Annotated in this window: 26 protein-coding genes; 17 read left to right on the top strand and 9 right to left on the bottom strand. The window is 72.0% G+C overall.

All coding sequences use genetic code 11. The features are described from left to right. Nucleotides 1-10: 10 nt before the first annotated feature. The gene (locus tag C7S10_RS20780; protein ID WP_108346641.1) at nt 11-499 is read left to right on the top strand and encodes a CinA family protein; all 489 of its coding nucleotides are present in this window, start codon (nt 11-13) and stop codon (nt 497-499) included. A 46-nt stretch (nt 500-545) separates the two neighbouring features. Beyond that, a complete protein-coding gene (locus tag C7S10_RS20775) occupies nt 546-863 on the top strand; it encodes a helix-turn-helix domain-containing protein (RefSeq protein WP_108346639.1) in 318 nt (105 codons plus the stop codon). A gap of 237 nt (nt 864-1,100) precedes the next feature. On the opposite strand, the gene C7S10_RS20770 is transcribed toward C7S10_RS20775, so the two are convergent. From C7S10_RS20770 to C7S10_RS20760, 3 genes are read right to left on the bottom strand one after another with little or no spacing between them, the layout of a single operon-like run. Next, nucleotides 1,101-1,892: a DNA-formamidopyrimidine glycosylase family protein gene (locus C7S10_RS20770; protein ID WP_108346637.1), complete on the bottom strand. Its 792-nt coding sequence runs from the start codon at nt 1,890-1,892 to the stop codon at nt 1,101-1,103. Further along, nucleotides 1,885-6,399, bottom strand: coding sequence for an ATP-dependent helicase (locus C7S10_RS20765; protein WP_108346635.1), 4,515 nt, complete (start codon nt 6,397-6,399; stop codon nt 1,885-1,887). The genes C7S10_RS20770 and C7S10_RS20765 overlap by 8 nt, the downstream gene beginning before the upstream one ends. A gap of 49 nt (nt 6,400-6,448) precedes the next feature. Further along, on the bottom strand, nt 6,449-6,844 hold the full coding sequence (locus C7S10_RS20760; protein ID WP_108346633.1) for a RidA family protein: 396 nt from the start codon (nt 6,842-6,844) through the stop codon (nt 6,449-6,451). Nucleotides 6,845-6,903: 59 nt separating this feature from the next. Between C7S10_RS20760 and C7S10_RS20755 the strand changes: the two genes are divergently transcribed. From C7S10_RS20755 to C7S10_RS20725, 7 genes are all read left to right on the top strand, one after another. Then, the gene (locus C7S10_RS20755; RefSeq protein WP_243395516.1) at nt 6,904-7,839 is read left to right on the top strand and encodes an ABC transporter ATP-binding protein; all 936 of its coding nucleotides are present in this window, start codon (nt 6,904-6,906) and stop codon (nt 7,837-7,839) included. Further along, complete coding sequence (locus C7S10_RS20750; RefSeq protein ID WP_108346629.1) at nt 7,839-8,630, top strand: ABC transporter permease; 792 nt, start codon at nt 7,839-7,841, stop codon at nt 8,628-8,630. The genes C7S10_RS20755 and C7S10_RS20750 overlap by 1 nt, the downstream gene beginning before the upstream one ends. Continuing rightward, on the top strand, nt 8,627-9,418 hold the full coding sequence (locus C7S10_RS20745; protein WP_108346627.1) for an ABC transporter permease: 792 nt from the start codon (nt 8,627-8,629) through the stop codon (nt 9,416-9,418). The genes C7S10_RS20750 and C7S10_RS20745 overlap by 4 nt, the downstream gene beginning before the upstream one ends. Before the next feature lie 114 nt (nt 9,419-9,532). Next, nucleotides 9,533-10,057, top strand: a complete 525-nt coding sequence (locus C7S10_RS20740; protein WP_243395515.1) for a DinB family protein — start codon at nt 9,533-9,535, stop codon at nt 10,055-10,057. Next, nucleotides 10,054-10,677: a class I SAM-dependent methyltransferase gene (locus C7S10_RS20735; RefSeq protein WP_108346625.1), complete on the top strand. Its 624-nt coding sequence runs from the start codon at nt 10,054-10,056 to the stop codon at nt 10,675-10,677. Before C7S10_RS20740 ends, C7S10_RS20735 begins: the two co-directional genes overlap by 4 nt. Next, nucleotides 10,674-10,868, top strand: a complete 195-nt coding sequence (locus C7S10_RS20730; protein ID WP_108346623.1) for a DUF3046 domain-containing protein — start codon at nt 10,674-10,676, stop codon at nt 10,866-10,868. The genes C7S10_RS20735 and C7S10_RS20730 overlap by 4 nt, the downstream gene beginning before the upstream one ends. A 32-nt stretch (nt 10,869-10,900) precedes the next feature. Further along, complete coding sequence (locus tag C7S10_RS20725) at nt 10,901-12,130, top strand: MFS transporter (RefSeq protein ID WP_243395514.1); 1,230 nt, start codon at nt 10,901-10,903, stop codon at nt 12,128-12,130. Here C7S10_RS20725 and C7S10_RS20720 read toward each other — a convergent pair whose 3' ends face one another. Further along, the gene (locus C7S10_RS20720; RefSeq protein ID WP_108346621.1) at nt 12,131-12,484 is read right to left on the bottom strand and encodes a fibronectin type III domain-containing protein; all 354 of its coding nucleotides are present in this window, start codon (nt 12,482-12,484) and stop codon (nt 12,131-12,133) included. Between the two features lie 224 nt (nt 12,485-12,708). On the opposite strand from C7S10_RS20720, the gene recA reads away from it, so the two are divergent. The 7 genes from recA to C7S10_RS23200 all read left to right on the top strand — a co-directional run bounded on the left by recA (nt 12,709) and on the right by C7S10_RS23200 (nt 18,004). After that, nucleotides 12,709-13,761: a recombinase RecA gene (gene recA / locus C7S10_RS20715; protein ID WP_108346619.1), complete on the top strand. Its 1,053-nt coding sequence runs from the start codon at nt 12,709-12,711 to the stop codon at nt 13,759-13,761. After that, a complete protein-coding gene (locus C7S10_RS20710; RefSeq protein ID WP_108346617.1) occupies nt 13,751-14,584 on the top strand; it encodes a regulatory protein RecX in 834 nt (277 codons plus the stop codon). Before recA ends, C7S10_RS20710 begins: the two co-directional genes overlap by 11 nt. 99 nt (nt 14,585-14,683) lie before the next feature. Continuing rightward, the gene (locus tag C7S10_RS20705) at nt 14,684-15,388 is read left to right on the top strand and encodes a GNAT family N-acetyltransferase (RefSeq protein WP_108346615.1); all 705 of its coding nucleotides are present in this window, start codon (nt 14,684-14,686) and stop codon (nt 15,386-15,388) included. Between the two features lie 35 nt (nt 15,389-15,423). After that, nucleotides 15,424-16,275 carry a PPK2 family polyphosphate kinase gene (locus tag C7S10_RS20700; protein WP_108346613.1) on the top strand — a complete coding sequence of 284 codons (852 nt, stop codon included), beginning with the start codon at nt 15,424-15,426 and terminating at the stop codon, nt 16,273-16,275. Next, a complete protein-coding gene (locus C7S10_RS20695) occupies nt 16,272-17,045 on the top strand; it encodes a HipA family kinase (RefSeq protein WP_108346611.1) in 774 nt (257 codons plus the stop codon). The genes C7S10_RS20700 and C7S10_RS20695 overlap by 4 nt, the downstream gene beginning before the upstream one ends. After that, on the top strand, nt 17,042-17,422 hold the full coding sequence (locus C7S10_RS20690; RefSeq protein WP_108346609.1) for a DUF3037 domain-containing protein: 381 nt from the start codon (nt 17,042-17,044) through the stop codon (nt 17,420-17,422). The genes C7S10_RS20695 and C7S10_RS20690 overlap by 4 nt, the downstream gene beginning before the upstream one ends. A 36-nt stretch (nt 17,423-17,458) precedes the next feature. Then, nucleotides 17,459-18,004 carry a DNA alkylation repair protein gene (locus tag C7S10_RS23200; RefSeq protein WP_423802730.1) on the top strand — a complete coding sequence of 182 codons (546 nt, stop codon included), beginning with the start codon at nt 17,459-17,461 and terminating at the stop codon, nt 18,002-18,004. 13 nt (nt 18,005-18,017) lie between these two features. Here the strand turns inward: C7S10_RS23200 and C7S10_RS20680 are convergent, their stop codons facing one another. The 4 genes from C7S10_RS20680 to C7S10_RS20665 all read right to left on the bottom strand — a co-directional run bounded on the left by C7S10_RS20680 (nt 18,018) and on the right by C7S10_RS20665 (nt 23,929). Next, a complete protein-coding gene (locus C7S10_RS20680) occupies nt 18,018-18,761 on the bottom strand; it encodes a sirohydrochlorin chelatase (protein WP_108346607.1) in 744 nt (247 codons plus the stop codon). A 64-nt stretch (nt 18,762-18,825) separates the two neighbouring features. Then, nucleotides 18,826-19,569, bottom strand: a complete 744-nt coding sequence (locus C7S10_RS20675; RefSeq protein WP_108346605.1) for a phosphoadenylyl-sulfate reductase — start codon at nt 19,567-19,569, stop codon at nt 18,826-18,828. A gap of 147 nt (nt 19,570-19,716) precedes the next feature. Continuing rightward, complete coding sequence (locus C7S10_RS20670) at nt 19,717-21,435, bottom strand: nitrite/sulfite reductase (protein WP_108346603.1); 1,719 nt, start codon at nt 21,433-21,435, stop codon at nt 19,717-19,719. A gap of 301 nt (nt 21,436-21,736) precedes the next feature. Further along, nucleotides 21,737-23,929, bottom strand: coding sequence for an arylsulfotransferase family protein (locus tag C7S10_RS20665; protein WP_133176577.1), 2,193 nt, complete (start codon nt 23,927-23,929; stop codon nt 21,737-21,739). Nucleotides 23,930-23,995: 66 nt separating this feature from the next. Here C7S10_RS20665 and C7S10_RS20660 point away from each other — a divergent pair, with 66 nt between their 5' ends. Continuing rightward, nucleotides 23,996-25,444: a glycine hydroxymethyltransferase gene (locus C7S10_RS20660; protein WP_108346599.1), complete on the top strand. Its 1,449-nt coding sequence runs from the start codon at nt 23,996-23,998 to the stop codon at nt 25,442-25,444. Here the strand turns inward: C7S10_RS20660 and C7S10_RS20655 are convergent. Then, a complete protein-coding gene (locus tag C7S10_RS20655; RefSeq protein WP_108346597.1) occupies nt 25,437-26,102 on the bottom strand; it encodes a hypothetical protein in 666 nt (221 codons plus the stop codon). The two genes, C7S10_RS20660 and C7S10_RS20655, sit on opposite strands and share 8 nt — an antisense overlap. Between the last annotated feature and the right edge of the window lie 65 nt (nt 26,103-26,167).

Genomic DNA, 26,167 nt, shown 5'->3' with positions numbered 1-26,167 from the left:
GGGTCTCCCCATGACGTGGGACGCACGCGACCTCGTGGCGCGGATGAGCTCGCTCGGGATCACGCTCGCCACCGCCGAGTCGTTGACCGGCGGGCAGCTCGCCGCTGCCGTCACCGCGGTCCCAGGCGCCTCGGCGTGCTTCCGCGGCGGAGTGGTCGCCTACGCGACCCCCGTGAAGGTGTCGGTGCTCGGCGTCCCGGCCGAGGTCGTCGAGGCGTACGGCGCGGTGTCGGCCGAGTGCGCCGCCGCGATGGCCACCGGGGCGCGCGAGCTGCTAGGTGCGACGTACGGCCTCGCGACGACCGGCGTGGCCGGACCCGATCCGCAGGAAGGTCACCCGGCCGGGCACGTGTGGATCGCGTGCGCCGGGCCGCGCGCCGTGGAGACGCACCTGCTGGCCCTCGACGGCGATCGCGCGGCGATCCAGGCCGGGAGCTGTCGCGACGCGTTGTCGGTGCTCGGTGCCATGCTCCGGAGGGAAGATTCGGGCCTCGGGTAGCGTTGGCCACCACGAGGTCACACCCATCCTCCGGAAGGACAAGCGCATGGTGCTCTTTCGTCGGCTTCTCGGCGACGTGCTCCGCAGCGAGCGGATGCAGCGCGGCATGACCCTGCGCGAGGTGTCCGCCGAGGCGCGGGTGAGCCTGGGCTACATCTCGGAGATCGAGCGCGGCCAGAAGGAAGCGTCGTCCGAGCTCCTCGCCTCGCTGTGCATGGCCATGGACCTCCCGCTCTCCGACGTGCTCCGCGAGGTCTCCGACGCGGTGGCGCTCGAGGAGCGTGCGCTGGCCCTCCACATCGAGGCGACGCCCATCGCGTCCGCCCGGCCCGCCGCCGACGACGTGGTGGCCTCCGCCGCCTGACCCGGGGAGCTCTCCCGTCCCTGCCGGTTCACGATGGGATGTCGGTGATTCCGCGCCTGCCATGTCAGCCGGGACGTCCGACGAGGTGGCTGCCCGGGCGACCAGGGCGTCGGACGTACCGCTCGACGTCCGACGATGTGGCTGCCCGGGCGACCAGGGCGTCGGACGCTCCGCTCGACGTCCGACGAGGTGGTCGCGTCAGCACTGCGTACGGCGCCGAGCGCCCGCCGGAGCGGGTCAGGCCTCGGCGGCCGGCTGGCAGCTCGGGCACCAGTAGGCCGCGCGCTCGCGGCCGGGCTCGCCGCGCATCGCGACCCGGATCGGGGTGCCGCAGCGACGACAGGGTGACTTGTCGCGCCGGTAGACCCACATCCGCTCGCGCGGTCGCAGGTTGCCGGTGGTGGACTGGACGGCCCGCTCCGAGTTGGTCTCGAGCATGAGCTTCGCGCGGCGGACCAGGCGGGGGAGGTCGTCGACGTCGCGCACCGGACGACTGGGGTGGATCCCGCTGGTGAAGCAGAGCTCGGCGGCGTACATGTTGCCGATGCCGGCGAGGTTGCGCTGGTCGAGCAGGGCCGCGATGAGCTCGCGGTCGGGGTCCTCGCCGAGGCGGCGCAGCGCCTCCGTCTCGTCCCAGTCGGGACCGAGCAGGTCAGGTCCGAGGTGGCCGACGACCGTGTCCTCGTCCACGGTCTCGATCAGCTCGACGATCCCGAGGCTGAACCCGACGGCGGTCACGTCGCCCGCCTCGAGGAGCAGCCGCACCTGGCTGACGGGTCGCTGCCACTTCTCGCCCGGGCGGTAGACCCGCCAGGCTCCCTCCATCTTCAGGTGGGTGTGGACCGTGAAGCCGGTGTCGGTCCGGGTCAGGATGTGCTTGCCGCGGGACAGGCTGCGGGTGACCGTGGCGCCGCTGAGGTCGGCGGTCGCGTGCTGCGGCACCCGGAAGTCGCTGCGGGTCAGGACCCGACCCGAGAGGGAGCGGTCGAGCAGGCGGGCGGCCCGGAAGACGGTGTCGCCCTCAGGCACGCATCCTCAGCCCCTTCGGCGTGGAGACGAAGCCCGCGGCGTTCAGGGCCTGACGCAGCGGGGTCTCGCCGCCGCCGAGCAGCGCGGCGCCGTCGGCCTTCTCCACGGTCAGCTTCCCGAGCGCACCGCGCCGGGTGGCCTCGGCCAGCGAGGCGGCGGCCGGCGTGAGCCGCTCGACGTCCTCCGACCAGGTCAGCAGCGTGCGGCCCCCGCGTTCGACGTAGAGCGTGAGGGCGCCGTCGACCAGCACGACGAGGGCGCCGGCCTTGCGACCGGGCCGGTGTCCGGACTCGCCGGTGCTGGCGGGCCACGGCAGCGCGGCGCCGTAGGGGTTGGCGGGATCGGTCGCGGCCAGGGCGATGGCGACGGGCTTGGCCTCCTCGGGCTCGGAGAAGGTGCGCAACCGGTCGATCGCCCCGGCCGTGCCGAACTGGGCGGCGCCGAGGCCCTCGATGAAGTAGCCGCGGCGGCAGCGGCCGGTGTCCTCGAACGCGGAGAGCACCTTGTAGACGCCGGCGAATCCGCCGACGATGCGCTCCTGCATCACCGCCCCGCGGGTGACCACCCCGTGGCGCTCGAGCAGGTGCTCCGCGGTGGCGTGGGCGCGGCGCGTGGCGTCGGCGTCGCGGGCCGGGAGCACGCTCCAGCGGCCCGCGGTCTCGGGCGGACCCGACCGGACGGGCATCCGGCCGCCTCTCATCTTCACGCGGGGCGGGGGGCGGCGCGTGCGGTGGCTCGAGCTGCCGGACCGGATCAGCGCGCGCATCGGCGTGAGGGTGTCGTTGGTGACCAGCCCCTCCCAGACCAGTCCCCACAGCGCGGTGGACAGCGCGGCGTCGGTCTGCGAGCCGAGGCGGTCGGCGAGCTGGCGGAAGAACCACGCGCCGCCGGGCGCCAGCGCCTCCAGCACGGACTGCTGCAGCTCGTCGAGCTCACCCCACTGCGGGTCGGGGAGGGTGAGGTGGGCCTGGTCGGCGAGGTGCAGGCTGACCCAGCCGTCGCTGCCCGGGAGGGGTGCGTGCCCGGCCCAGATCACCTCGCCGGCGCTGGTCAGCTCGTCGAGGAAGCTCGGCTCGTAGTCGCGGACGCGGCTCGCGAGGACCAGCCCCTCGAGGGCGCTGGCCGGCACCGGGCACCCGGCCAGCTGGTCGATGGCCGCCACCACGCCGTCGACGCCGCGCAGCTTGCCTCCGACGCGCTGCCAGGCCGGCAGGAACCGGGCGAGGGTGTCGGGCGTGACCGGCTCGACCTCCTTGCGCAGCCGGGCCAGCGAGCGTCGGCGCAGCTTGCGCAGCACCTCGGCGTCGCACCACTCCGAGCCGCTGCCCGACGGGCGGAACTCACCCTCGAGCAGCCGCCCGCGCGCCACCAGGCGTTGCAGGGCGTGCCGGGCGACCGCCTCGCCGAGGCCGAGCCGGCCCGCCACGTCGGCGGTCGTGAACGGTCCGTGGGTGCGGGCGTAGCGGGAGATCAGGTCGCCGATCGGGTCCTCGGTCGGCTCGGTGAAGACGTCGGGCGTCCCGACGGGGACCGGCACACCGAGGCCGTCGCGCAGGCGGGCGACGTCCTCGATCGTGGTCCAGCGCTCCTCCCCGGCGATGCGTACGGCGACGACCCGCCGCGCGTCGGCCAGGTCGGTGAGCCACGTCGACACCTCGGACACGGACTCGTCCTTCACGCGCGCGGCGACCTCGTCGATGGTCAGCGGTCCGAGCACGCGCAGCAGGTCGGCGACCGCCTCGGCGCTGCGGGCGCGCCGGTCGGGCGCGAGCCACTGCAGCTCGGCCTCGACCTCGGCGAGGACGTCGGGGTCGAGCAGCTCGCGCAGCTCGGCCCGCCCGAGCAGCTCCGCGAGCAGCCCCTGGTCGAGGCTCAGGGCGGCGGCACGGCGCTCGGCGATCGGCGAGTCACCCTCGTAGACGAACTGGGCGACGTACCCGAAGAGCATGCTCCGGGCGAACGGGCTCGGCGTCTGGGTCGAGACGTCGACCACGGTGACCTCGCGCCGGTCGATGCGCTTCAGCAGGGCGGTCAGGGCGGGCAGGTCGTAGACGTCCTGGAGGCACTCGCGGATCGCCTCGAGGACGATCGGGAAGGCGGGATACTTCGAGGCGACCTCCAGCAGCTGGGCGCTGCGCTGGCGCTGCTGCCACAGGGGGCTGCGCCGGCCGGGATCGCGACGGGGGAGGAGGAGGGCGCGGGCAGCGCACTCACGGAAGCGGCTCGCGAAGAGGGCGGAGCCGCCGACCTCCTGGGTGACGAGCTGCTCGATCTCATCGGGCTCGAAGACGATGAGCTCGCCGAGCGGCGGATCCTGGTCGGTGTCGGGGATCCGGATGACGATGCCGTCGTCGGAGGCCATCGCCTGGCCGTCGATGTCGTAGCGCTCGCGCAGCCGGGCGTTGATCGCCAGCGCCCACGGCGCGTGCAGGGGCGTGCCGTAGGGGGAGTGGACGACGAGTCGCCAGTCGCCGAGCTCGTCGCGGAAGCGCTCCACCACGATCTGCGTGTCGCTGGGCACCACGTTGGTGGCCTCGCGCTGCTCGGTGACGTAGGTGACGAGGTTGGCCGCGGCGTAGTCGTCCAGACCGGCCTCGGACACAGCGGCGCGTGCCTTGGCCTCGCTCTGGCCCAGGAGGCCGCGGGTGAAGACGCCGATGGCCTCGCCGAGCTCGGCCGGGCGACCGAGGCTGTCGCCCTTCCAGAAGGGCAGCCGTCCCGGGATGCCGGGCGCGGGGGTGACCAGCACCCGGTCGTGGGTGATGTCCTCGATCCGCCAGCTGGTCGCGCCCAGGGCGAAGATGTCGCCGACGCGGGACTCGTAGACCATCTCCTCGTCGAGCTCGCCGACGCGGCTCGACTTCTCGCCGACCAGGAAGACCCCGAAGAGGCCGCGGTCGGGGATGGTGCCGCCGCTCGTCACGGCCAGCCGCTGCGCACCGGGACGCCCGGAGATCGTGTCGTTGACGCGGTCCCACACGATCCGCGGACGGAGCTCGGCGAACTCCTCGCTCGGGTAGCGCCCGCTCAGCAGGTCGAGCGTGGCGTCGAAGGCGCTGCGGGGGAGCTGGGAGTAGGACGCGGCGCGGCGGGTCAGGGCGAAGAACTCGTCGACCGACCAGTCCTCCATGGCCGTCGCCGCCACGACCTGTTGGGCCAGCACGTCGAGGGGGTTGCTGGGCATCGACAGCTTCTCGATGGCTCCGGACCGCATGCGCTGCACCGACACCGCGGTCTGGGCCAGGTCGCCGCGGTGCTTGGGGAACAGCACGCCCCGGCTCACCTCGCCCACCTGGTGTCCCGCGCGGCCCACGCGCTGGAGGGCACTGGCGACGCTGGGCGGCGACTCGATCTGGATGACGAGGTCGACCGCGCCCATGTCGATGCCGAGCTCGAGGCTGCTCGTCGCGACGACGGCGGGCAGGCGGCCGCGCTTGAGGTCGTCCTCGATGATCGCCCGCTGCTCCTTCGACACCGAGCCGTGGTGGGCCTTGGCGATGACCGTCTCGGCGCCCGTGCTGGCTCCGGACTGCGCCATCACCTGGGCGGGAGGCCCGCCGTCGGCCGCGGATGCCTCGGCATCGTCCGGCGCGGCACGGTCCGTTGCGATCTCGTTGAGCCGGGCCGTCAACCGCTCGGCGAGACGCCGGGAGTTGGCGAAGACGATCGTCGAGCGGTGCTGCTCGATCAGGTCGACGACGTGTTCCTCGACGTGCGGCCAGATGCTGGTGGAGCGTCCGGGGTCGTGCGACTCCTCGTCGTACTCCTCGGGCATGGTCATGTCCTCGACCGGCACGACGACCTTGAGGTCCCACTCCTTGGTGGAGGGCGGCGCGACGATCTCGACCGGCGCGGAGCCGCCGAGGAAGCGGGCGACCTCCTCGAGCGGGCGGACGGTCGCGGAGAGGCCGATGCGCTGGGCCGGCTGCTCCAGCAGCGCGTCGAGGCGCTCGAGCGTCAGGGCGAGGTGGGCGCCGCGCTTGGTGCCGGCGACGGCGTGCACCTCGTCGAGGATCACGGTGTCGATCCCGCGCAGGGTCTCGCGCGCCTGGCTGGTCAGCATCAGGAACAGTGACTCGGGGGTCGTGATCAGGATGTCGGGTGGTCGGGTGCTCAGCTTGCGCCGGTCGGCGGGGCTGGTGTCCCCGGACCGGAGCCCCACGGTGACCTCGGGCAGCGGGGTCTGCAGCCGGTCGGCGGTGTGGCGGATGCCGGTCAGCGGCGCGCGCAGGTTGCGCTCGACGTCGACGGCCAGCGCCTTGAGCGGGCTGACGTAGAGCACGCGGGTGCGCTTCGTCTTCTCCTCCGGCGGGCCCTCGGTGAGCAGCTTGTCGACGGCGAACAGGAACGCGCTCAACGTCTTGCCGCTGCCGGTCGGCGCGACGACCAGCGCGTGCTTGCGGTGCGCGATCGCGTCCCACGCGCCCTCCTGGGCCGGCGTCGGCGCGGCGAAGGCGGCTTCGAACCAGGCGCGCGTCGGGGCGCTGAAGTGGTCGAGTGCGGACATGGTGCCAAGTCTTGCCTACGCCACCGACAACGGGGCCGGCTCGACCCCCCTAGGGGGTGGTCCGTGCGTCGACGACCGCGTCGAGCTCGACCTCGCACACCCAGCGCGGGTCGAGGAGGCCCGCCACGACCACCATCGTGCTCGCTGGTCGCACGTCTCCGAAGACCTCGCCGTGGACCGCGCCGACTGCGTCGGCGTGCGCGGCGTCGACGACGTACTGCCGCGTCCTCACGACGTCCTCGCGACGCCCCCCGAGCTCCTCCAGCGCGGCCAGCGCGATCTCCCAGCAGCGACGCGCCTGCGCGCTCGGGTCGGCATCGACGGTCCCGTCGCGCCGGACCGGAGCGGTGCCCGACACCGCCACGACGTCGCCGACGCGGACCGCGCGGCTGAAGCCGATGCTCTGCTCGTACGGCGATCCGCTGGCGGCGTGCGTCCTCGTCATGCACAGAGTGTGACCGAGGACTCGGCGAGCGTCGGTGCGGTGTCCTAGGGTCGACGTTCGTGAGCGAATCGATGATCCGGGCTCGAGGACTGCGCAAGTCGTTCGGCGAGTTCGAGGCGGTCAAGGGGATCGACGTCGACGTCCGGCGTGGCGAGGCGTTCGGCTTCCTCGGCCCCAACGGCGCGGGCAAGTCCAGCACGATGCGGATGATCGCCAGCGTCAGCCCGATCAGCGGCGGCAGCCTCGAGATCCTCGGCATGGACCCCGCCACCGACGGCCCCGCGATCCGCGGCCGGCTCGGCGTGTGCCCGCAGGAGGACACCCTCGACAACGAGCTCAACGTCCGCGACAACCTCTACATCTACGGTCGCTACTTCGGCATCCCCAAGGGCGAGGTCAACAGCCGCGTCGACGAGCTGCTCGAGTTCGTCTCGCTGACGGAGAAGTCGAGGTCGAAGGTCGAGGACCTCTCCGGCGGGATGAAGCGGCGGCTGACGATCGCCCGCAGCCTGGTCAACAACCCCGACCTGCTGTTGCTCGACGAGCCGACCACCGGCCTCGACCCGCAGGCGCGCCACGTGCTGTGGGACCAGCTGTTCCGGCTCAAGCAGGCCGGCGTCACGCTGGTGATCACCACGCACTACATGGACGAGGCCGAGCAGCTGTGCGACCGGCTGGTGGTCATGGACAAGGGCCTGATCGCGGCCGAGGGCTCGCCGCGACAGCTGATCGAGGAGCACTCGACGCGCGAGGTCGCCGAGCTGCGCTTCGCCATCACCGACGAGACCAACCCGCACGAGGCGATCGCCGGCAAGATCGAGGACCTCGGGCGCCTCGAGGTGTTGCCCGACCGGATCCTCGTCTACAGCCCGGACGGCGAGGAGGTCATCGCCAAGGTCCACGAGCGCGGCCTCGACCCGATCGCCGTGCTCGTGCGCCGCAGCACCCTCGAGGACGTCTTCCTCAAGCTCACCGGCCGGACGCTGGTCGACTGATGAGCCTCACGCTGGCCGCGGGTGCGCTGCGGCAGACCGACTACTGGTGGACCGTCTTCAAGCGCACGTGGAAGGGCGGGGTGATCAGCTCCTTCGTCTCCCCGCTGTTCTACGTCGTGGCGATGGGCGTCCTCCTCGGTGGCTTCATCGAGGGTGACCCGGCGAAGCTCGAGGGCGCGACGTCCTACCTCGCCTTCATCGTCCCGGGACTCGTCGCCGCGCACGCCATGCAGATCGCGGTGGGGGAGACGACCTACCCCGTCATGGGCGCGCTCAAGTGGCACAAGACCTACTACTCGATGATCGCCACGCCACTCGAGCCGCGCCACCTGGTCGCCGCCAACCTGATGTTCGTGCTCTTCCGCCTCGCGACCGCGTGCGGGGTGTTCATGCTCGTACTCGCGCCGTTCGGGGTCTTCGAGTCGTGGTGGGGGCCGTTCCTCGCCTTCGGCTCGCAGCTGCTGGTCGGGATGGCCTTCGCGACCCTGGTCTACGGGTTCTCCACCCGCCTCTACAGCGAGCAGGGCTTCGGGGTGCTGTTCCGTCTCGGCGTGCTGCCGTTGACGCTGTTCTCGGGCGCGTTCTTCCCGATCACCAACCTCGGCCCGGTGCTCGAGTGGGTCGCCCGCCTCACGCCGCTGTGGCACGGGGTCAACCTGAGCCGGATGTTCTGCCTCGACACCGTCGACTGGTCCACGGCTGCGATCAACGTCGCGGTCCTCGTCGTCGTCATCGTGGTCGGCTGGTTCTGGTCGGTGTCCGGACTCGAGAAGAGGCTGGACGACCGATGAGCGCCGTGACCCATCCGCCGCTCGGACGCGCGGGCGCCGCCTGGCTGCTCGTCACCCGCAGCTTCATCGTCTACAAGAAGAACTGGAAGCTCTTCCTCACCGGCTTCTTCGAGCCCGTCTTCTTCCTGTTCTCGATCGGCATCGGCGTCGGCCAGCTGATCGAGTCCTTCGAGGTCGGCGGCGAGCCCATCCCGTACGCCGAGTTCGTCGCCCCGGGGATGCTGGCCGTCAGCGCGTTCAACGGCGCCCTGATGGACAGCACGTTCAACGTCTTCTTCAAGCTCAAGTACGACAAGCTCTACGACCAGATGCTCGCGACCCCGCTGACGACCGGCGACATCGCCCGCGGCGAGATCATCTGGGGCCAGCTGCGCGGCTCGAGCTACTCCGTGGCGTTCCTGCTGCTGATGTGGGCGCTCGGCATGCTGCACTCGTGGACGGCGATCCTGGCGCTGCCCGCGGTCCTGCTCATCGGCTTCGCGTTCTCGGCCGTGTGCATGGCCGCCACGACCTGGATGACCTCCTGGCAGGACTTCGACAAGATCACCCTGCTCCAGCTCCCGCTCTTCCTCTTCTCCGCCACCTTCTTCCCGATCACGGCGTACGACGGGTGGTTGCGGTGGGTCGTCGAGGTGACCCCGCTCTACCGCGGGGTCGCGCTGTGCCGCGAGCTCACGCTGGGCCAGGTCGGCTGGGAGAGCCTGGTCTCGATCGGCTACCTCGTGGTGATGGGCCTGATCGGCTCGTGGGTCGTGCGCCGCCGCCTCGACAAGCTGCTGCTGACCTGAGCCGCACGTGTGCACCGCTCGGTCGGTGCCGGACCGACGAGCATGGCGCCATCGGGCCGCACCGTGGCAGGAACCCGGTCGCGGGACCGGAGCGACCGCTGGGAGGATGGCGCCGTGCCCGAGCCGATCACCCCCGACACCAAGGACTGGACCTGGGTCCTCGAGCAGCCGTGCGCCGAGTGCGGCTTCGACCCGTCCGCGCAGACGCTGGCCGACCTGCCGACCCTCATGCACGACTCCGCGATGGTGTGGACCGACGTGCTGCGCCGCCCCGACGCTCGCGAGCGGCCCGCGCCCGGCGTCTGGTCTCCGCTGGAGTACGCCTGCCACGTCCGTGACGTGCACCGGCTCTTCGCCGAGCGCGTGCAGCTGATGCTCGACCAGGACGACCCGACCTTCGCCAACTGGGACCAGGACGAGACCGCCGTCGAGGGCGACTACCCCGGGCAGGACCCGGCCGAGGTGGACGTCGAGCTGGTCGAGGCCGCCGGGCACGCCGCCGGGCTCTACGCCACGATCACTCCCGAGACCGCCGACCGTGGCGGCGTCCGCTCCAACGGCAGCGCCTTCACGATCGGCACGCTCGGGCTCTACCACCTGCACGACGTGGTCCACCACGTCCACGACGTCCGCGCATGACCGAGACCAGCGCGACCGTCCGCGCGTACGACGTCGACGCCGCCGCCTATGCCGCCAACGGCGCGGTGATGCCCGACTCGGTCCGACGTGACGTCGAGGCGTTCGCGCGGCTCCTCGGCCCCGGTGCCCGGGTGCTCGAGATCGGCAGCGGCGGCGGCCGTGACGCGCGGCTGCTGGAGGAGCTCGGGCTGCGCGTGCGGCGTACGGACGTCACGCCCGGCTTCGTCGACCTGCTCCGCGCGGACGGGCACGACGCCGACCTGCTCGACCCGCTGACCGACGACCTGGGCTCGCCCGAGGGTGCGTACGACGCCGTGTGGGCCAACGCCTCGCTGCTGCACGTCGCCCGGGAGGACCTGCCCACGGTCCTCGCGCGGCTGGCCGAGGTGTGCCGAGCGGGTGGGCTGCTCCGTGTGTCGGTCAAGGAGGGTGACGGCGACGGCTGGTCGACGCACGGCTCCATCAGCCGCCCGCGACACTTCACCTACTGGCGGGCCGGCCCGCTGGCCGACGTCGTCGCCGGGGCCGGGTGGAGCGACGTCGAGGTCACGCACCAGCCCGGCACGAAGGGCGCCGAGTCGTGGCTCGAGGTCGCGGCGGTGCGGGAGGCAGGCGCATGAGGCACACGGAGTTCTGGGACCGGCTGGACACCGCGATGGGCCGGGCGTCGTCGCGGACCTGGGCCGAGCTGTTCGTGATCGGCGAGCTGGGCAGCCGCACGGCCGTCGAGGCGCTGGACGCCGGCGTGCCGCCGAAGCAGGTCTGGGCGGCCGTCCGTCGTGCGCTCGAGCTGCCCGAGTCCGAGCGGTGAGCCTGCGGCCGCCGGTGCAGCCTCCGGTCGAGGTGGACGTCGCGACTGTCCAGGCCCACACGGTCCGCACGCTCGTCGTCTCCCAGGCCGTCGGCGCTGTCGGCGTCACCATCGGGGTCGCGACCGCGTCCCTCCTCGCCCGCGACATCTCGGGCAGCGAGAGCATGGCCGGCCTCGCGCAGACGTTCCAGGTGCTCGGCACGGCCGTCGCCGCCTTCCTCCTCGCCCGCCTGATGCGTGCGCGTGGGCGCCGGGTCGGACTGGTCACGGGCTACCTGCTCGGTGCTGCGGGCGCGGTGCTGGCCGTCGTGGCGGGCGTGGTCGACTCGATGCTGGTGCTGCTGGTCGGGGCCGCCCTGCTCGGAGCCACCACGGCCGCCAACAGCGGCTCGCGCTACGCCGCCACCGACCTCGCGCCCGAGGAGTCGCGGGCGCGTGCGCTGTCGGTCGTGGTCTGGGCGACCACCGTCGGGGCGGTCGCGGGACCCAACCTGACCGGCGTCGGCGCGTCGTTCGCCCGGGCCGCCGGGATCCCCGAGCTCACCGGCGGGTTCGCCATCGGTGCGGTCGCGCTGGTCGTGGCGGCCGGCTGGATCGCCGTACGCCTGCGACCCGACCCGCTCCTGCTGGCGCAGGCGGCCGCCCCGGTCGCACCCGGCGACGCACCCAGCCGCTCGTGGTCACGCTTCACCGCGACCGTGCGCGAGGTGCCCGCCGTGGGTGCCGCGGTCGTCGCGATGGCCTGCGCCCACGCCGCCATGGTGACCGTGATGATCATGACCCCGCTGCACATGGAGCACGGGGGAGCGCACCTCGAGGTCATCGGCCTGGTCATCTCGCTGCACGTGCTCGGCATGTTCGCGTTCTCGCCGCTGGTCGGCGTCGCGGCGGACCGGTGGGGTCGATCGCCGGTGCTGGTGGCCGGCGGCGTCACCCTGCTGGTGTCGCTGGGGCTGTGCGGGTCGGCGCCGGAGGGGAGCTCGTGGCAGATCTTCGCCGGGCTGTTCCTGCTCGGCCTCGGCTGGTCGCTCGCCACGGTCGCCGCCTCGACGGTGATCGCGGACCGTACGCCGCTGGCCGCCCGCACGGACGTCCAGGGCACCTCCGACATGGCGATGTCGCTGACGGCGGCCGGCGGGGGAGCCCTCGCCGGGCTGATCGTCCAGGGCTTCGGCTACCCCGTGCTGGCGGCCTTCGCGGCCCTGCTGGGCCTGGCCGTGGTGGTGGCTGGTGCTGCCACCGGGCGCCAGGTCCGCGAGTGACTACTCGACGAAGAGGCGACGGCTGGGGATCGACCACGGGCCGGCACCGGCCCGGCTGACCGCGCGCACCCGGAAGGTGTAGGAGCCGGGCCCGAGGCCCGTCACCGCGACCTCGGTCGTCCGGGCCGGCACGACGAGACGGCCCGAGCGCCACTTCACCACGTACTTCCTGATCGGCTGGCTGCCGCTGCGGACGGGAGCGGTCCACCAGACCTCGAGGGCGCCCGCGGCGTTGCCGAGGATGTCCACCGACGACGGCCGGCCCGGTGGCCGCGGCTCGCCGGCGTGTGCGGGCGCCACCACCACCAGTGCAGCGGTGACGGCAGAGGCCAGGGCGGTGCTGATGGTGCGCATGTGGTGTCCCCCAATGGTCGCGTGCGAGCGGTGATCGTCGCACAGCCTGCCGACACGCCGCGCGCAGCACGCGCATCGAACAGATGTTCGGGCTAGATTGTGTCCACAGGTACGACGCGGGGCCGAGGTCCTCCACAGCTCGACCGCCCTGATCAGGGGATGTCGGTGGCTCGCTCTAGCGTCGCAGACGTACCTGACATCCGACACAGAGATAGGACACGCACATGGCTGGTGGAGATCGCGAGAAGGCGCTGGATGCAGCGCTCGCCAACATCGAGAAGTCGTTCGGCAAGGGCTCGGTCATGCGCCTCGGCGACGAGACGCGCGCCCCGCTGGAGGTGATCCCGACCGGCGCCATCGCGCTCGACGTCGCGCTCGGCCTCGGCGGCCTGCCCCGCGGCCGTGTCGTGGAGATCTACGGTCCGGAGTCCTCCGGCAAGACGACGGTCGCGCTGCACGCGGTGGCCAACGCCCAGGCCGCCGGTGGCATCGTGGCGTTCATCGACGCCGAGCACGCCCTCGACCCCGACTACGCCAAGGCCCTCGGCGTCGACACCGACGCGCTGCTGGTCTCCCAGCCCGACTCCGGTGAGCAGGCGCTCGAGATCGCCGACATGCTGATCCGCTCCGGTGCGCTGTCCCTGATCGTCATCGACTCCGTGGCCGCGCTCGTGCCCCGCGCCGAGATCGAGGGCGAGATGGGCGACAGCCACGTCGGCCTCCAGGCCCGGCTGATGAGCCAGGCGCTGCGCAAGATGACCGGTGCCCTCAACAACTCCGGCACCACGATGATCTTCATCAACCAGCTGCGCGAGAAGATCGGCGTCATGTTCGGCTCGCCCGAGACCACCACGGGTGGCAAGGCGCTGAAGTTCTACTCCTCGGTGCGCCTCGACGTGCGTCGCATCGAGACGCTCAAGGACGGCACCGACATGGTCGGCAACCGCACCCGCGTCAAGGTCGTCAAGAACAAGGTCGCACCGCCGTTCAAGCAGGCCGAGTTCGACATCATGTACGGCAAGGGCATCAGCCGCGAGGGCGGGCTGATCGACGTCGGCGTCGAGGCGGGCCTCGTCCGCAAGGCCGGCGCCTGGTACACCTACGAGGGCGACCAGCTCGGCCAGGGCAAGGAGAATGCCCGCAAGTTCCTCAAGGACAACCCCGACCTCGCCAACGAGCTCGAGAAGCGGATCCTCGAGAAGCTCGGGGTCGGTCCCACGGTCGACGCGCCGGCCGACGACCTGTCCGACGAGCCCATCGGCGTGAATGACTTCTGACCGCGGCGCGGGCAGGTCGGACCGGCGGTCGGTGACCGCCGAGGACCGGCCTGCCCCTGCGTGGCTGGGTGACGTCCACGCCGGCGTGGACGCCTGGACGAGGTCGTCGCGGCTCTCCAAGACCGGTACGGACGAGACCGAGGTCGACGACGAGCCGTTCGAGCGGGTGCCGACCGGCCGGTCCCGCCGCTCGGCCCGGTCGGGTCGCTCGGGTCGCTCGGGTCGCTCGCGCGAGCGCGGCGGAGCATCCGGCGAGCGCCGTACGACGCGGTCCACCCGGACACCGCCGCCGCCCGACACCGCCGCCCAGGGACCGGACGCCGACCCCGAGTCGGTGGCCCGCAAGATCCTGCTCGACGCGCTGACCGGGCAGGCCCGTTCGCGCAAGGAGCTGGCCGACAGGCTGGCGAAGAAGGAGGTCCCGCAGGAGATCGCGGACCGCCTGCTCGACCGCTTCGAGGAGGTCGGGCTGATCGACGACGAGGCGTTCGCCAAGGCGTGGATCGAGTCACGCCAACCAGGGAAGGGCCTGGCCCGCCGCGCGCTGGCGCAGGAGCTGCGACGCAAGGGCATCGACGACGAGGTCGCGCGCGAGGCGCTGGACGAGATCGACCCGGCAGACGAGGCCGCGAGTGCGCGTGCCCTGGTGCGCAAGAAGCTGCGGTCCGTGCGTGGGCTCGACCAGCAGAAGGCCACCCGGAGGCTGGTCTCGATGCTGGCCCGCAAGGGCTACGGCGCCGGAATGGCGTTCGCGATCGTCAAGGAGGAGCTGTCCCTCGACGACGAGGCCGACCTGGGTGCGGGGCTCGAGGACGACCTCTAGGCTCGCACCCATGTTCCACCTGCAGCCGGTCCGTGACGACCTCGGTCGTCGTCCACGCGAACCGCGCCGGGCCCACGCCGCGCCGGGACCGTCGCTGCGATGACGACCCGGCTGACGATCGCCGATCGCGGCCACGAGCTCAGCGGGGTCGTGCGCGAGGGCGAGTCGTGGCGCGCCGCCGCCGAGCGGACGGCAGCCAGCATGACCGGCACCCCGGTCCCGGTCGACCTGTCCGGTGAGGTCAAGCGCTTCGCGATCGACCACGACCGGGTGGTGGCGCTGCGGGCCATGACGCGCGGCGACCTCGACCTCGTCACCGACTGGCGAGCAGGGGAGGCGGTGCGCGAGTGGTGGGGAGTCGGGCAGGAGCAGACGCCCGAGCAGATCTACGAGATGTACGCCGAGCGCGTGGACGGCCTGACCCCGACCCGGATGTGGATGGTCGAGGTCAACGGCCGCTCGGTCGGTTTCGTCCAGGACTACCGGATCCGCGACTACCCCGACTACGCCGTGCTCGCCCCCGACCCCGACGCGATCGGCGTCGACTACGCGATCGGCGCCGACCAGTGGCGAGGCCGCGGCCTCGGTCCGGCGATCCTGTGGGCCTGGATGAAGCGCACCCACAGCCGGGTCGCCGACGCCACGACGTTCTTCGCGGCGCCCGACCACCGCAACGCCGCCTCCCTCCGGGTGCTGGCGAAGGCCGGCTTCGAGCAGGGCGTGTGGTTCGACCAGCCGCAGGCGGACGGCTCCGTCCACACCGTCGTGGGCTGCTCCCTCGACGTGCAGCGCGTCCTGGCCTGACGATGCTCGCGTCCGGAGTGGGCCATGATGTGCCCATGACCGACACGATCGCCGACAGCGTCCGCCTCGATCGGGGTCCGGTCGACCTCACGGCCATCGAGACCGACGCGGCCCCGGGGTTCGCCGGCAAGAAGGCCGACGGTCAGTCCGCACTCGCCGACATGGCCACCGAGCTCGCCGACCTCCAGGAGCGGCTCTGGGCGGAGCGCACGGCGGGCTCCGAGCGCCGGGTGCTGCTGGTGCTGCAGGGGATGGACACCTCCGGCAAGGGCGGGGTGCTGCGCCACGCGGTCGGCCTGATCGACCCGCAGGGCGTGCGGATCACCAGCTTCAAGGCACCGACCGAGGAGGAGAAGGCGCACGACTTCCTGTGGCGCATCGAGAAGGGTCTTCCGTCCGCCGGCTACGTCGGCGTCTTCGACCGCTCCCACTACGAGGACGTCCTCATCGCCCGCGTCCGCGGCTTCGCCGAGCCGGACGAGATCGAGCGGAGGTACGGCGCCATCAACGACTTCGAGGCCCGGCTGGTCGCCGAGGGCACCACGGTCATCAAGTGCATGCTGCACATCAGCGCCGACGAGCAGAAGGCGCGCCTCCAGGAACGACTCGACAACCCGGAGAAGTTCTACAAGTTCAATCCCGGGGACCTCGACGAGCGCGCCCTGTGGCCCGCCTACCGCGAGGCCTACGAGATCGCCCTGGAGCGCACCAACACCGAGGCCGCGCCGTGGCACGTGATCCCCGCGGACAAGAAGTGGTTCCGCAACCTCGCCGTCGCCCAGCTGCTGCTCGACGCCCTGCGCGGCCTCGACCTCCAGTGGCCGGCGGCCGACTTCGACGTCGAGGCCGAGAAGAGGCGCCTGGCCGAGGAGACGCCCGTCCGGTGAGCGACTCCCTTCCCCTCGTCCACGTCACGAGGTACGTCACACCGCTGCGCGAGGGCGGCAGCCTGCCCGGCATCGTGGAGGCCGACGACCTCGGGACCTACGTGTGCAAGTTCCGCGGCGCCGGTCAGGGCGCCAAGGTCCTCGTCGCGGAGGTGATCGTCAGCCAGCTGGCGACCCGACTGGGCCTGCGCACCCCGCGGCTGGTGGTGCTCGACCTCGATCCCGAGCTGGCCCGCTACGAGGCGGACGAGGAGGTCCAGGACCTGCTCAACGCCAGCGTCGGACCCAACCTCGGCATCGACTTCCTCCCCGGCTCGTTCGGCGTCGACGGCCAGGTCACCGCCGAGGACGACGAGGGCGCGCGGGTGCTGTGGCTCGACGCGTTCACCGCCAACGTCGACCGGTCGTGGCGCAACCCCAACCTGCTCCTGTGGCACGGCGACCTCTGGGTCATCGACCACGGCGCGTCGCTGTACTTCCATCACGGCTGGCGCTCGGGCGTCACGGACGCGGCGAGGTTCGCGGCGCAGCCGTGGGACGTCAGCGGTCACGTCTTCGAGACCTGCGCCGGGCGCGCGCGTGAGCTCGACGACGAGATCTCGTCGCAGCTCGGCCGAGAGGTGTTCACCGACGTCCTCGCCGCCGTGCCCGACGTCTGGCTCGAGCCGGTGCCCGGCGCGGAGACGCCGGAGGCGCTGCGAGCGGCGTACGTCGAGTTCCTGACCGCGCGCCTCGAGACGCGCCAGTGGCTGCCGCAGGTGTCGTCGTGAGCCGGGTCGCCTACCAGTACGTCGTGCTGCGGTGCGTCCCGCGCCCCGAGCGTGAGGAGTTCCTCAACGTCGGGGTCGTCCTGCACTGCCAGTCGGCCGACTTCCTCGACGTCGCCTGGAACGTCGACGCGGACCGGCTGCACGCCCTCGCGCCGGGCGTCGACGTCGACCAGGTGTGCGACGCCCTGACCTTCGTCGACTGGGTCTGCCGCGGCGACGAGCGCGGCGGCGAGGCGGCGCGCCAGTCGCTGGGCCAGCGGTTCGGGTTCCTCAAGGCACCGCGCAGCACGGTCCTGCAGCCGGGGCCGGTGCACGGTGGCATGACGACCGACCCCGCCCGCCAGCTCGAGCACCTCTTGGGGCGACTGGTCAGCTGACGGACCTCGTCGGCGCCGTCAGCGCCCAGCTCGCGGCTGCCGGCGACCCCCGCGCGCGCCGCGCATCAGCCGGCCTACATGAAGTCGGCCATGCCCTACCACGGCGTCGCGGCGCCCCAGGTGCGTGCACTCCTGCGGCCGCTGCTGCGTGACCACCCCATGTGCGACCGGGCCGAGTGGCAGGCGACCGCCCTCCGGCTGTGGGACGAGGCCGAGCACCGCGAGGAGAGGTACGCCGCCCTCGCGCTGCTGCGCCACGCGGCGTACGCCCCCTGGCTCGACCCCGACCTGCTGCCGCTGTGCGGGCGTTGGCCACCGACGACCACCTCTGGATCCGGCGCACGGCGATGCTCAGCCAGCTCCGGCACCGCGAGCGCACCGACACCGACCTGCTCGACCACGCCCTCGTCGCCAACCTGGACGACACCGTGCTCGGCAGGGACTTCTTCGCACCGCTTGGCGCTCGGCTGGGCGTCGCGCGAGCACGCCCGGACCGACGCCGCGTGGGTCCTCGACCTCGTCGGGACCCACGCGGACCGGCTGAGCGGGCTATCGCGCCGTGAGGCGCTCAAGCACCTGTGAGGACTGCTGCGTCTCAGACGGGCACGAGCTCCACGGCGCCGACGGCGTAGCGCGCCAGGATCACCCGCGCGACCTCGGGGTGGGCGCCGAGCGGCTCGGACACCGCCACCGCGCCGGCCTCGACGGCGAGCTCGGCGGCCCGGTCGGGGAGCGTGCCGGGAGCCAGGAAGAACGACGCGACCGCGATGTGTCGACGCCCCTCGGCCCGGAACGCGCGCACGGCCTCGCCGGCGGCCGGGGGAGCGGCGGAGGCGAAGGCGGCCGTGACGGGCAGCTTGTGGCGGGTGCCCCAGGTGCGGGCCAGCCGGGCGACGGCCTGGTTGGCGAGCGGGTCGGACGAGCCGGCGGCGGCGAGCACGAGGGCGTCGAGCTCACGCACCCGCGCCTCCTTGAGCGCCTCGCGCAGCCGCACGTCGAGGACCTCGAGGAAGGCGGCCTCCATGCCGAGCACGCGGGTGGCCCGGATCTTGAGGCCCTCGTGCCGCTCGGTGGCGGCCGCGACGGCGCTGGGGACGTCGACCTTGGCGTGGAACGCCTCGGTCAGGAGCAGCGGGACGACGACGATCTCGTCGAAGCCGGCCTTCACGAGCCGGTCGACGACCGTGTCGAACGACGGCTTGGCGAGGTCGAGGAACGCCGTCTCGATGCGCAGGTCGGGGCGCATCGTCTTGACCTCGGCCACGAGGGCCTTGATCGTCGCGGCGGAGCGGGGGTCGCGGCTCCCGTGAGCCAGGGCAACCAGTGCAGGAGCGGCCATCAGCTGGGCCTCCCATCTCGGGTGGTGGTGTGCGAATCGACGCCGTTGTCGTTGGAGGTGAAGTTCATGAGTGGATGCCGCACTCGGTCTTGTTGGTGCCGGCCCAACGACCGCTGCGCGGGTCGTCGCCGGGGACGACGCGTCGCGTGCACGGCCAGCAGCCGATGCTCGGGTAGTTGTCGTAGACCAGCGGGTTGACGAGCACGCCGTTGTCGTTGATGTAGGCCTCGACCTGCTCGTCGCTCCAGCGCGCGAGCGGCGAGACCTTCACCTTCCCCTTGCGGGCGTCCCAGCCGACGACCGGCGCGATCACCCGGTTGTGGGTCTCCGCGCGCCGCAGCCCGGTGGCCCACGCGTCGTAGTTCGCGAGCGAGTCGGCCAGCGGCTGCACCTTGCGCAGCTTGCAGCACAGGTCGGGATCGGTCTTGTAGAGGTCCTTGCCGTACGTCGCGTCCTGCTCGGCGACGCTCAGCTCGGGCTGGATCGTGACCAGGTTGACCGGCAGCGTGGCCTCGACCGCGTCGCGGGTGCCGATGGTCTCGACGAAGTGGTAGCCGGTGTCGAGGAACACCACGTCGAGGCCGGGGGCGACCTTGGAGGCGAGGTGCGCGAGCACCGCGTCGCCCATCGACGAGGTCACGCAGAAGCGCTCGCCGAAGGTCGCGACGGCCCACTCGATGATGTTCTCGGCGGGGGCCAGCTCGAGCTCGGCGCCGACGTGGGAGACGAGCTCGCGGAGCTCCTCCGGCGTCCGACCGGCGGTGTGGGTGCCCTTGAAGTCGCGGGCAGCCTGGGTGGAGAGACTCATCGTGCACCTCCTCCTCGGGGGATCATGCCGAGATACGTGACGGCAAAGGCACGCAGGCAGGAGCGGCACTCCCACCCGTCCTCGCGCGGCCACAACGTCGTCTCCCCGCAGTAGGGGCAGTGCTGGGGGGCCGCTCGCTCACTCATGTCAGACGGCTTCCAGTGAGGACTCGCCGCGCAGGTGCGCCTCGTCGGCGCGGGTGACCCACTCGGCGAACAGCTCGCCGGGGGTGCGGTCGGCGAGGAAGGCCTGCACGACGCTGGTGACGTAGTCGTCGAGGCCGGCGCTGGTGACCTTGTGGGCCCGAAGCTTGCGACCGAGCGTGGGGGTCAGGCCGAGCGCGCCGCCCAGGTGGACCTGGAAGCCCTCGACCTGGTTGCCGTCACCGTCCATCACCAGCTGGCCCTTGAGGCCGATGTCGGCGACCTGGGTGCGCGCGCAGGCGTTGGGGCAGCCGTTGACGTTCACCGAGATCGGCGTGTCCAGCTCGGGGAAGCGCTTCTCGAGCTCGGTGACTAGGGCGCGGGCGCGCTCCTTGGTGTCGACGATGGCCAGCTTGCAGAACTCGATGCCGGTGCACGCCATGGTGCGACGGCGCCAGTTGCTGGGCCGGGCGGTCAGGCCGATCTTCTCCAGCCCGTCCGCGAACGCCTCGGTGTCCGCGCCGTCCACGCCGATCACCACGAGCTTCTGGTACGCCGTGAGGCGCACGCCGCGAGCGCCGTACTGCTCGACGAGGTCACCGAGCGCGGTGAGCGTGGTGCCGTCGATGCGGCCGACGACGGGGGTGGCGCCGATGAAGAACTTGCCGTCCTTCTGCTCGTGGATCCCGACGTGGTCGCCCTGGTGCACGGGCGCCGACGGCGAGGGGCAGTCGACGAGCTCGCGGTGGAGGTACTCCTTCTCGAGCACCTCGCGGAACTTCTCCTTGCCCCAGTCGGCGAGCAGGAACTTGAGCCGTGCCTTCGAGCGGAGCCGGCGGTAGCCGTAGTCGCGGAAGATCCCCGCGACGCCCTCCCAGGCGTCGGCGACCTCGTCCAGCGGGATCCACACGCCGAGCTTGTGGGCGAGCATCGGGTTGGTCGACAGGCCGCCGCCGACCCACAGGTCGAAGCCGGGGCCGTGCTCGGGGTGGACGGTGCCGACGAAGGAGACGTCGTTGACCTCGGGGGCCACGTCGTGGCTGGGGTGGCCGGTCAGCGCGGTCTTGAACTTGCGCGGCAGGTTGGAGAACTCGGGGTTGCCGAGCGCGCGACGCTTGATCTCGGCGAGCGCCTCCGAGCCGTCGATGATCTCGTCCTTGGCGATGCCGGCGACCGGCGAGCCGAGGAAGGGGCGCGGGCTGTCGCCGCACGCCTCGACGGTGGTCAGGCCGGCGCCCTCGAGCCGCTCCCAGATCGCGGGCACCGACTCGACCTCGACCCAGTGGAACTGGATGTTGTTGCGGTCGGTGAGGTCCGCGGTGTTGCGGGCGTACGTCGTCGAGGACTCGCCCAGGGCACGCAGCGCGGTCGCGTCGAGGACCTGGCCGTCGGTGCGCACGCGCATCATGAAGAAGCGGTCGTCGAGCTCCTCCTCCTCGAGCTGTGCGGTCTTGCCGCCGTCGAAGCCGGGCGCGCGCTGCGTGTAGAGGCCCATCCAGCGGAAGCGGCCGCGGAGGTCGGCCGGGTCGATCGAGTCGAAGCCGCGCTTGGAGTAGGTGTAGAGGATCCGGTCGCGGACGTTGAGCGGGTCGTCGTCCTTCTTGGACTGCTCGTTCTTGTTCAACGGCTCCGTGTAGCCGAGCGCCCACTGGCCCTCCGCCCGCTTGGGGCGCGGGATCTCAGTGTGCTGGGCGGGCTCGGGCTGGAAGCGCAGATCAGGCATGGGGGAATGGTCCTGTTCGCTGAGGGCCGCGCGCGACGATGAGCGCGGTGACGTGCGGTGACTGGGCGGCGAGTCAGCGATGCCAACACATCATGCTGCGCGTGCGTCCGAAGTCCACGTGGCGGCGGACCACCAGGAACGTCGACGTCGCAGCAAGAGTCATGTCAAGGAGTCTCAACGCTCGGACACCTTGACCACAAGGCGAAATCTCATGATGAGAGACGTGCCGCCACATGTTGAGACGCGCGGCGCGGGTCCACGCGGGTTCGGCCGCGATCGTGCGGCCTACGTCACACCGGGCTCAGCGCCCGAACGTCACCCGCACCCGGTCCCGACCGCCGTCCGAGGACGCTCGCAACGGCAGTGCGGCACGGCCGTCGAAGAACGTCGGCAGCCGGATGCGCATGCGGATGCGCAGGCTCTGGCCCGGGTCGAGCGCGGGAGTCCGCCAGCCGCGGGAGAGCGCCCGGGTCCGGTCGGCTCCCCGGGAGCGGTAGGACATCACGATGCCGCCGCCGTCGGCCCGCGCCGGTCCTCGGAGCACGAACCGCCCGCAAGCGGTCCCGGCGTTCGTCAGCCGGATCCGGACGGAGGGGGTGGAGCCGTGCTTCGCGAGGTCCACGACTGCGGTCTGGCGGGTGGGGGCGAGCTCGCCCGCGCCCACCCACGAGCCGCGACCGGTGCTGACGGCGAGGTCGGGTCGCGCGCGGCGGACCGGGGGAGCGACGGGACCGGGCGGCGGCGGTGCCGCTGTGGGTGTCGCTGTGGGTGTCGTGGTGGGCGTCGGTGACGGCGTGGGAGTCGCCGGTGTGGGAGTCGCCGCGGCCGACACCGTGAAGCTGCGGGTGGCGGTGGTCGACCGGCCCGACCCGTCGCGCGCCGTCACCTGCCAGGTGTGAGCGCCGGCGGTCGTGGTGTCGAGCACCCGCCCCGCTGGTCCGTCGCAGGTCTGGAGCGTCGATCCGCCTCGGTCCTGGCAGGAGAACTCGACGGGCACGACCGCATCCTCCTGCACCACGGCACCGTCGGGCGGGCCGTCGAGCGTGACCTCCGGGTCGAAGCCGTCGCGCTCGGGGACCAGGGCGGCGCGATAGCTGACGTAGGCCGACGGCTCGGGCCCGCCGGCGCGCCAGCGGGTGTCCGCGAGGCTCCACAGGGTGGCGCCGGTGGCGTCCGTCTCGGTGGAGATCGCATGGGTGTCGGCCGACCAGCCGATCAGCACGTGACCTCCGGGCAGTCTCGCCGCCGAGCCCATGAACCACGAGAAACGGTCCGCCTCGCCGTACGTCCTGGCCACCGTCGCGCGGTCGCCGTCGAGGGCGAGCTCGACGACCCGTGTGGAGAGTCGCTGGGTGGCGGGGCCCTGCTGATCCGCGGGGTCCACGCACAGGTTGCCGAAGAACGGCGTGGACCCGTTGTCGAAGAGCAGCACGTGGCCGTTGCCGAGCAGCGACGCGGAGTGCTGCGCGCACGGACCGACGTCGCCGGACGGGAACGTGAAGCTGCTGTCACGGCCGCCGAGCTTCCAGATCACGTCGCCCGGCTGGTGGCCGTCGTGGGCGCGGCTGGCGATCAGGAACACCGAGCTCAGGTGGCGGAAGGACGCCAGCACGTCGCCGTTGGGCTGCACGTCGATCGAGTTGAGGTGGGCGTAGTCGGCGTTGCCCGCGGCAGTCGTCTCGTCGGCGTACGGCGCGCTGGACCACTGGAAGTCGACGGTGCCGTCGGCGAGGACGTGCTGGATCACCGAGTCGACGAGGCCGGTGGACGTGTTCGGCTCGTACGCCATCAGCCAGCGCGAGCCGTCCGCCTCCAGCACCGAGTCGTGGCCGTCGGTGTTGACGAGGCCCGTCGTGTCGAACCGACGGACCTCGCGGAAACGGTCGTCGAGGACGACGAGCGCCTCGCCGGTGCGACCACCCGTGGTCGTGGGCCGTTGGACCGTGAGCTGGCCGCTCCGGGCGAGCTTCAGGTCGAGCACCCGCTCGCCGTGCTCGCGTGCGTGGACCGGGACACCGTGGCGGTCGAGCACCGCCTCGTAGCGCGGTGACACACCGTCGAAGCGGTCGATGGTGACGGCGATGTTGCCCGGCTGCAGCGGGGTGCCGTCGTGGGTGGCGGCAAGGCGGGGGAACGAGTCCGGCAGGACGTGGAGCGCGTAGGCGCGGCGCAGGTTGCCGTCGTCGACGAACACCGAGATCTCGTCTCCCGGCTGCGCGTCGGCGAAGTCTGCGTTGCCGTCGTCGTCGGGCACGCCGTCGAACGACACCGCGCCGTCACCGGTCACCTGGACCCTGACCGTGCCGTCGCTCGAGCGGTGGACGGCGTACCTCGAGACCGCCGGGTCGAAGGCGGGATACATCCACGCCGGTGCGGCGACGGAGATGGCGGGCGGCGCGGCCGCACGAGCCGGCACGGGCTCACCCCCGACGGTCGGCAGCACGGCCGCGACGAGTCCGACGACCGAAGCTGCTGTCCATGCCCGAGCTCGCACCCAAGGACGCTAACCCGGCGTGGACGCACTGTCCGCCGGATGCCCCGAAACCTCTAGGCTGGCGCCATGACGGATGCCTCCCTGTCCCAGCTCACCTCCGGCGCCTACGAGCAGGCCCTCAAGGTCATCGAGTCGGTCGAGCCGCGCATCGCGGCGGCCACCCGCCAGGAGCTGGCGGACCAGCGAGGTTCGTTGAAGCTGATCGCGTCGGAGAACTACGCCTCACCGGCCGTCCTGCTCACGATGGGCACGTGGTTCAGCGACAAGTACGCCGAGGGCACGGTCGGCCACCGCTTCTACGCCGCCTGCCAGAACGTCGACACCGTCGAGGCGCTGGCGGCCGAGCACGCGCGTGAGCTGTTCGGTGCGCCGTACGCCTATGTCCAGCCGCACTCCGGGATCGACGCCAACCTCGTCGCCTTCTGGTCCATCCTGGCCAACCGGATCGAGACGCCCGCGCTGAAGAAGCTCGGGGCGAAGAACGTCAACGAGCTGACCGAGGCCGACTGGGAGTCGCTGCGCCACGAGTTCGGCAACCAGCGACTGCTCGGGATGTCGCTCGACGCGGGCGGGCACCTGACCCACGGCTTCCGGCCCAACATCAGCGGCAAGATGTTCCACCAGCAGCAGTACGGCACCGACCCGGAGACCGGCCTGCTCGACTACGACCAGGTCGCCGCGAAGGCGCGGGAGTTCAAGCCGCTGGTGCTGGTGGCCGGCTACTCGGCCTACCCCCGCCGCGTGAACTTCGCCAAGATGCGCGAGATCGCCGACGAGGTCGGGGCCGTGCTGATGGTCGACATGGCGCACTTCGCGGGACTGGTGGCCGGCAAGGTGTTCTCGGGCGACGAGGACCCGGTGCCCCACGCGCACATCACCACCACGACGACCCACAAGTCGCTGCGCGGCCCGCGTGGCGGCATGGTGCTGGCTCAGGAGGAGTTCGCGGCCGACGTCGACCGCGGCTGCCCGATGGTCCTCGGCGGTCCGCTGTCGCACATGATGGCCGCGAAGGCGGTGGCGTTCGCCGAGGCGCGCCGGCCGGAGTTCCAGACCTACGCCCAGGCGATCGCCGACAACGCGCAGTCGCTCGCGGAGGGCTTCCTCAAGCGCGACGCCCGCCTGGTCACCGGCGGCACCGACAACCACATCGTGCTGCTCGACGTCTCCGGCTTCGGCCTCACCGGGCGGCAGGCCGAGTCGGCCCTGCTCGACGCCGGCGTCGTCACCAACCGCAACTCGATCCCCAGCGACCCCAACGGCGCGTGGTACACCTCCGGCGTCCGCCTCGGCACCCCGGCGCTGACCACCCGCGGGTTCGGCCACGAGGAGTTCGACCGGGTGGCGGAGCTGATGATCGAGGTGCTCTCCAACACCCAGCCCGGCACCACCAAGGCGGGCGAGCCGAGCAAGGCGTCGTACGTCCTCGCCGACGGTGTCGCCGAGCGGGTGCAGGCCGGCGCCGACGAGCTGCTGGACAAGAACCCGCTCTACCCGGGTCTCGAGCTCAGCTGACGTCCGCCGGCGGGGTCGGGAACCGGATCCACTGCGGGTCGGTGTTGGTCTCGTAGGTGCGCTTGCCCTGCAGAATCCACAGGCCGAAGTGCAGCACCCCGGCGACGACGCCCAGACCGGCGGCGGGCCACGGCCCCAGCGGCCACCCGACGAACGCGACGAGCCCACCGGCCACGATCGTGTTGACCACGATCACGAACATCGCCGCGCTGGCCAGCACGTGGTTGACGTCGCGCACCGGGCCCATCGTGTAGGTCTGCTGCACGGCGTGCGGGTCGTCGTGCATCCCGGTGACGAAGTAGGGCGCGAGGGTCGGGTCGATGTCGACGTACGCCGCTCGCAGACGGTTCATCCCGAGGACGAAGAAGTAGTCCTCCTGGCTCGCGTTGGCGACCCGGAAGCTGGTCAGCGTGCCCGTCAGCAGGACCACCACGCCGAGGGAGATCGCCAGGATCCGAAACGTCTCGGAGTAGCCGAGCCCCTGCACCGCGAGGGCGAGGAAGACCAGCGACGCGGACGCGAACGTGAGCTGGGCCGAGATCCGGCCCATCACCTCGTTCCACGTCTGGCTGCGGACGGCCAGCAGTCCCCAGTGCTCGGTCGCCAGGATCTGGGCGCGTACGGCGAGGGGTGCGGGCTCACGGCTCGGCTGGCTCATGGCGCCTCCCGGAACAGGTCCGCGCCCGGTCGCGCGGTGATCCACGGTAGATCCTCCGAGGCTGG

Source organism: Nocardioides currus, from assembly GCF_003057875.1.
Classification (GTDB): Bacteria; Actinomycetota; Actinomycetes; order Propionibacteriales; family Nocardioidaceae; genus Nocardioides; species Nocardioides currus.
Note: the sequence above shows the minus strand (reverse complement) of the source record. Positions and strands in the feature narration are given on the sequence as shown.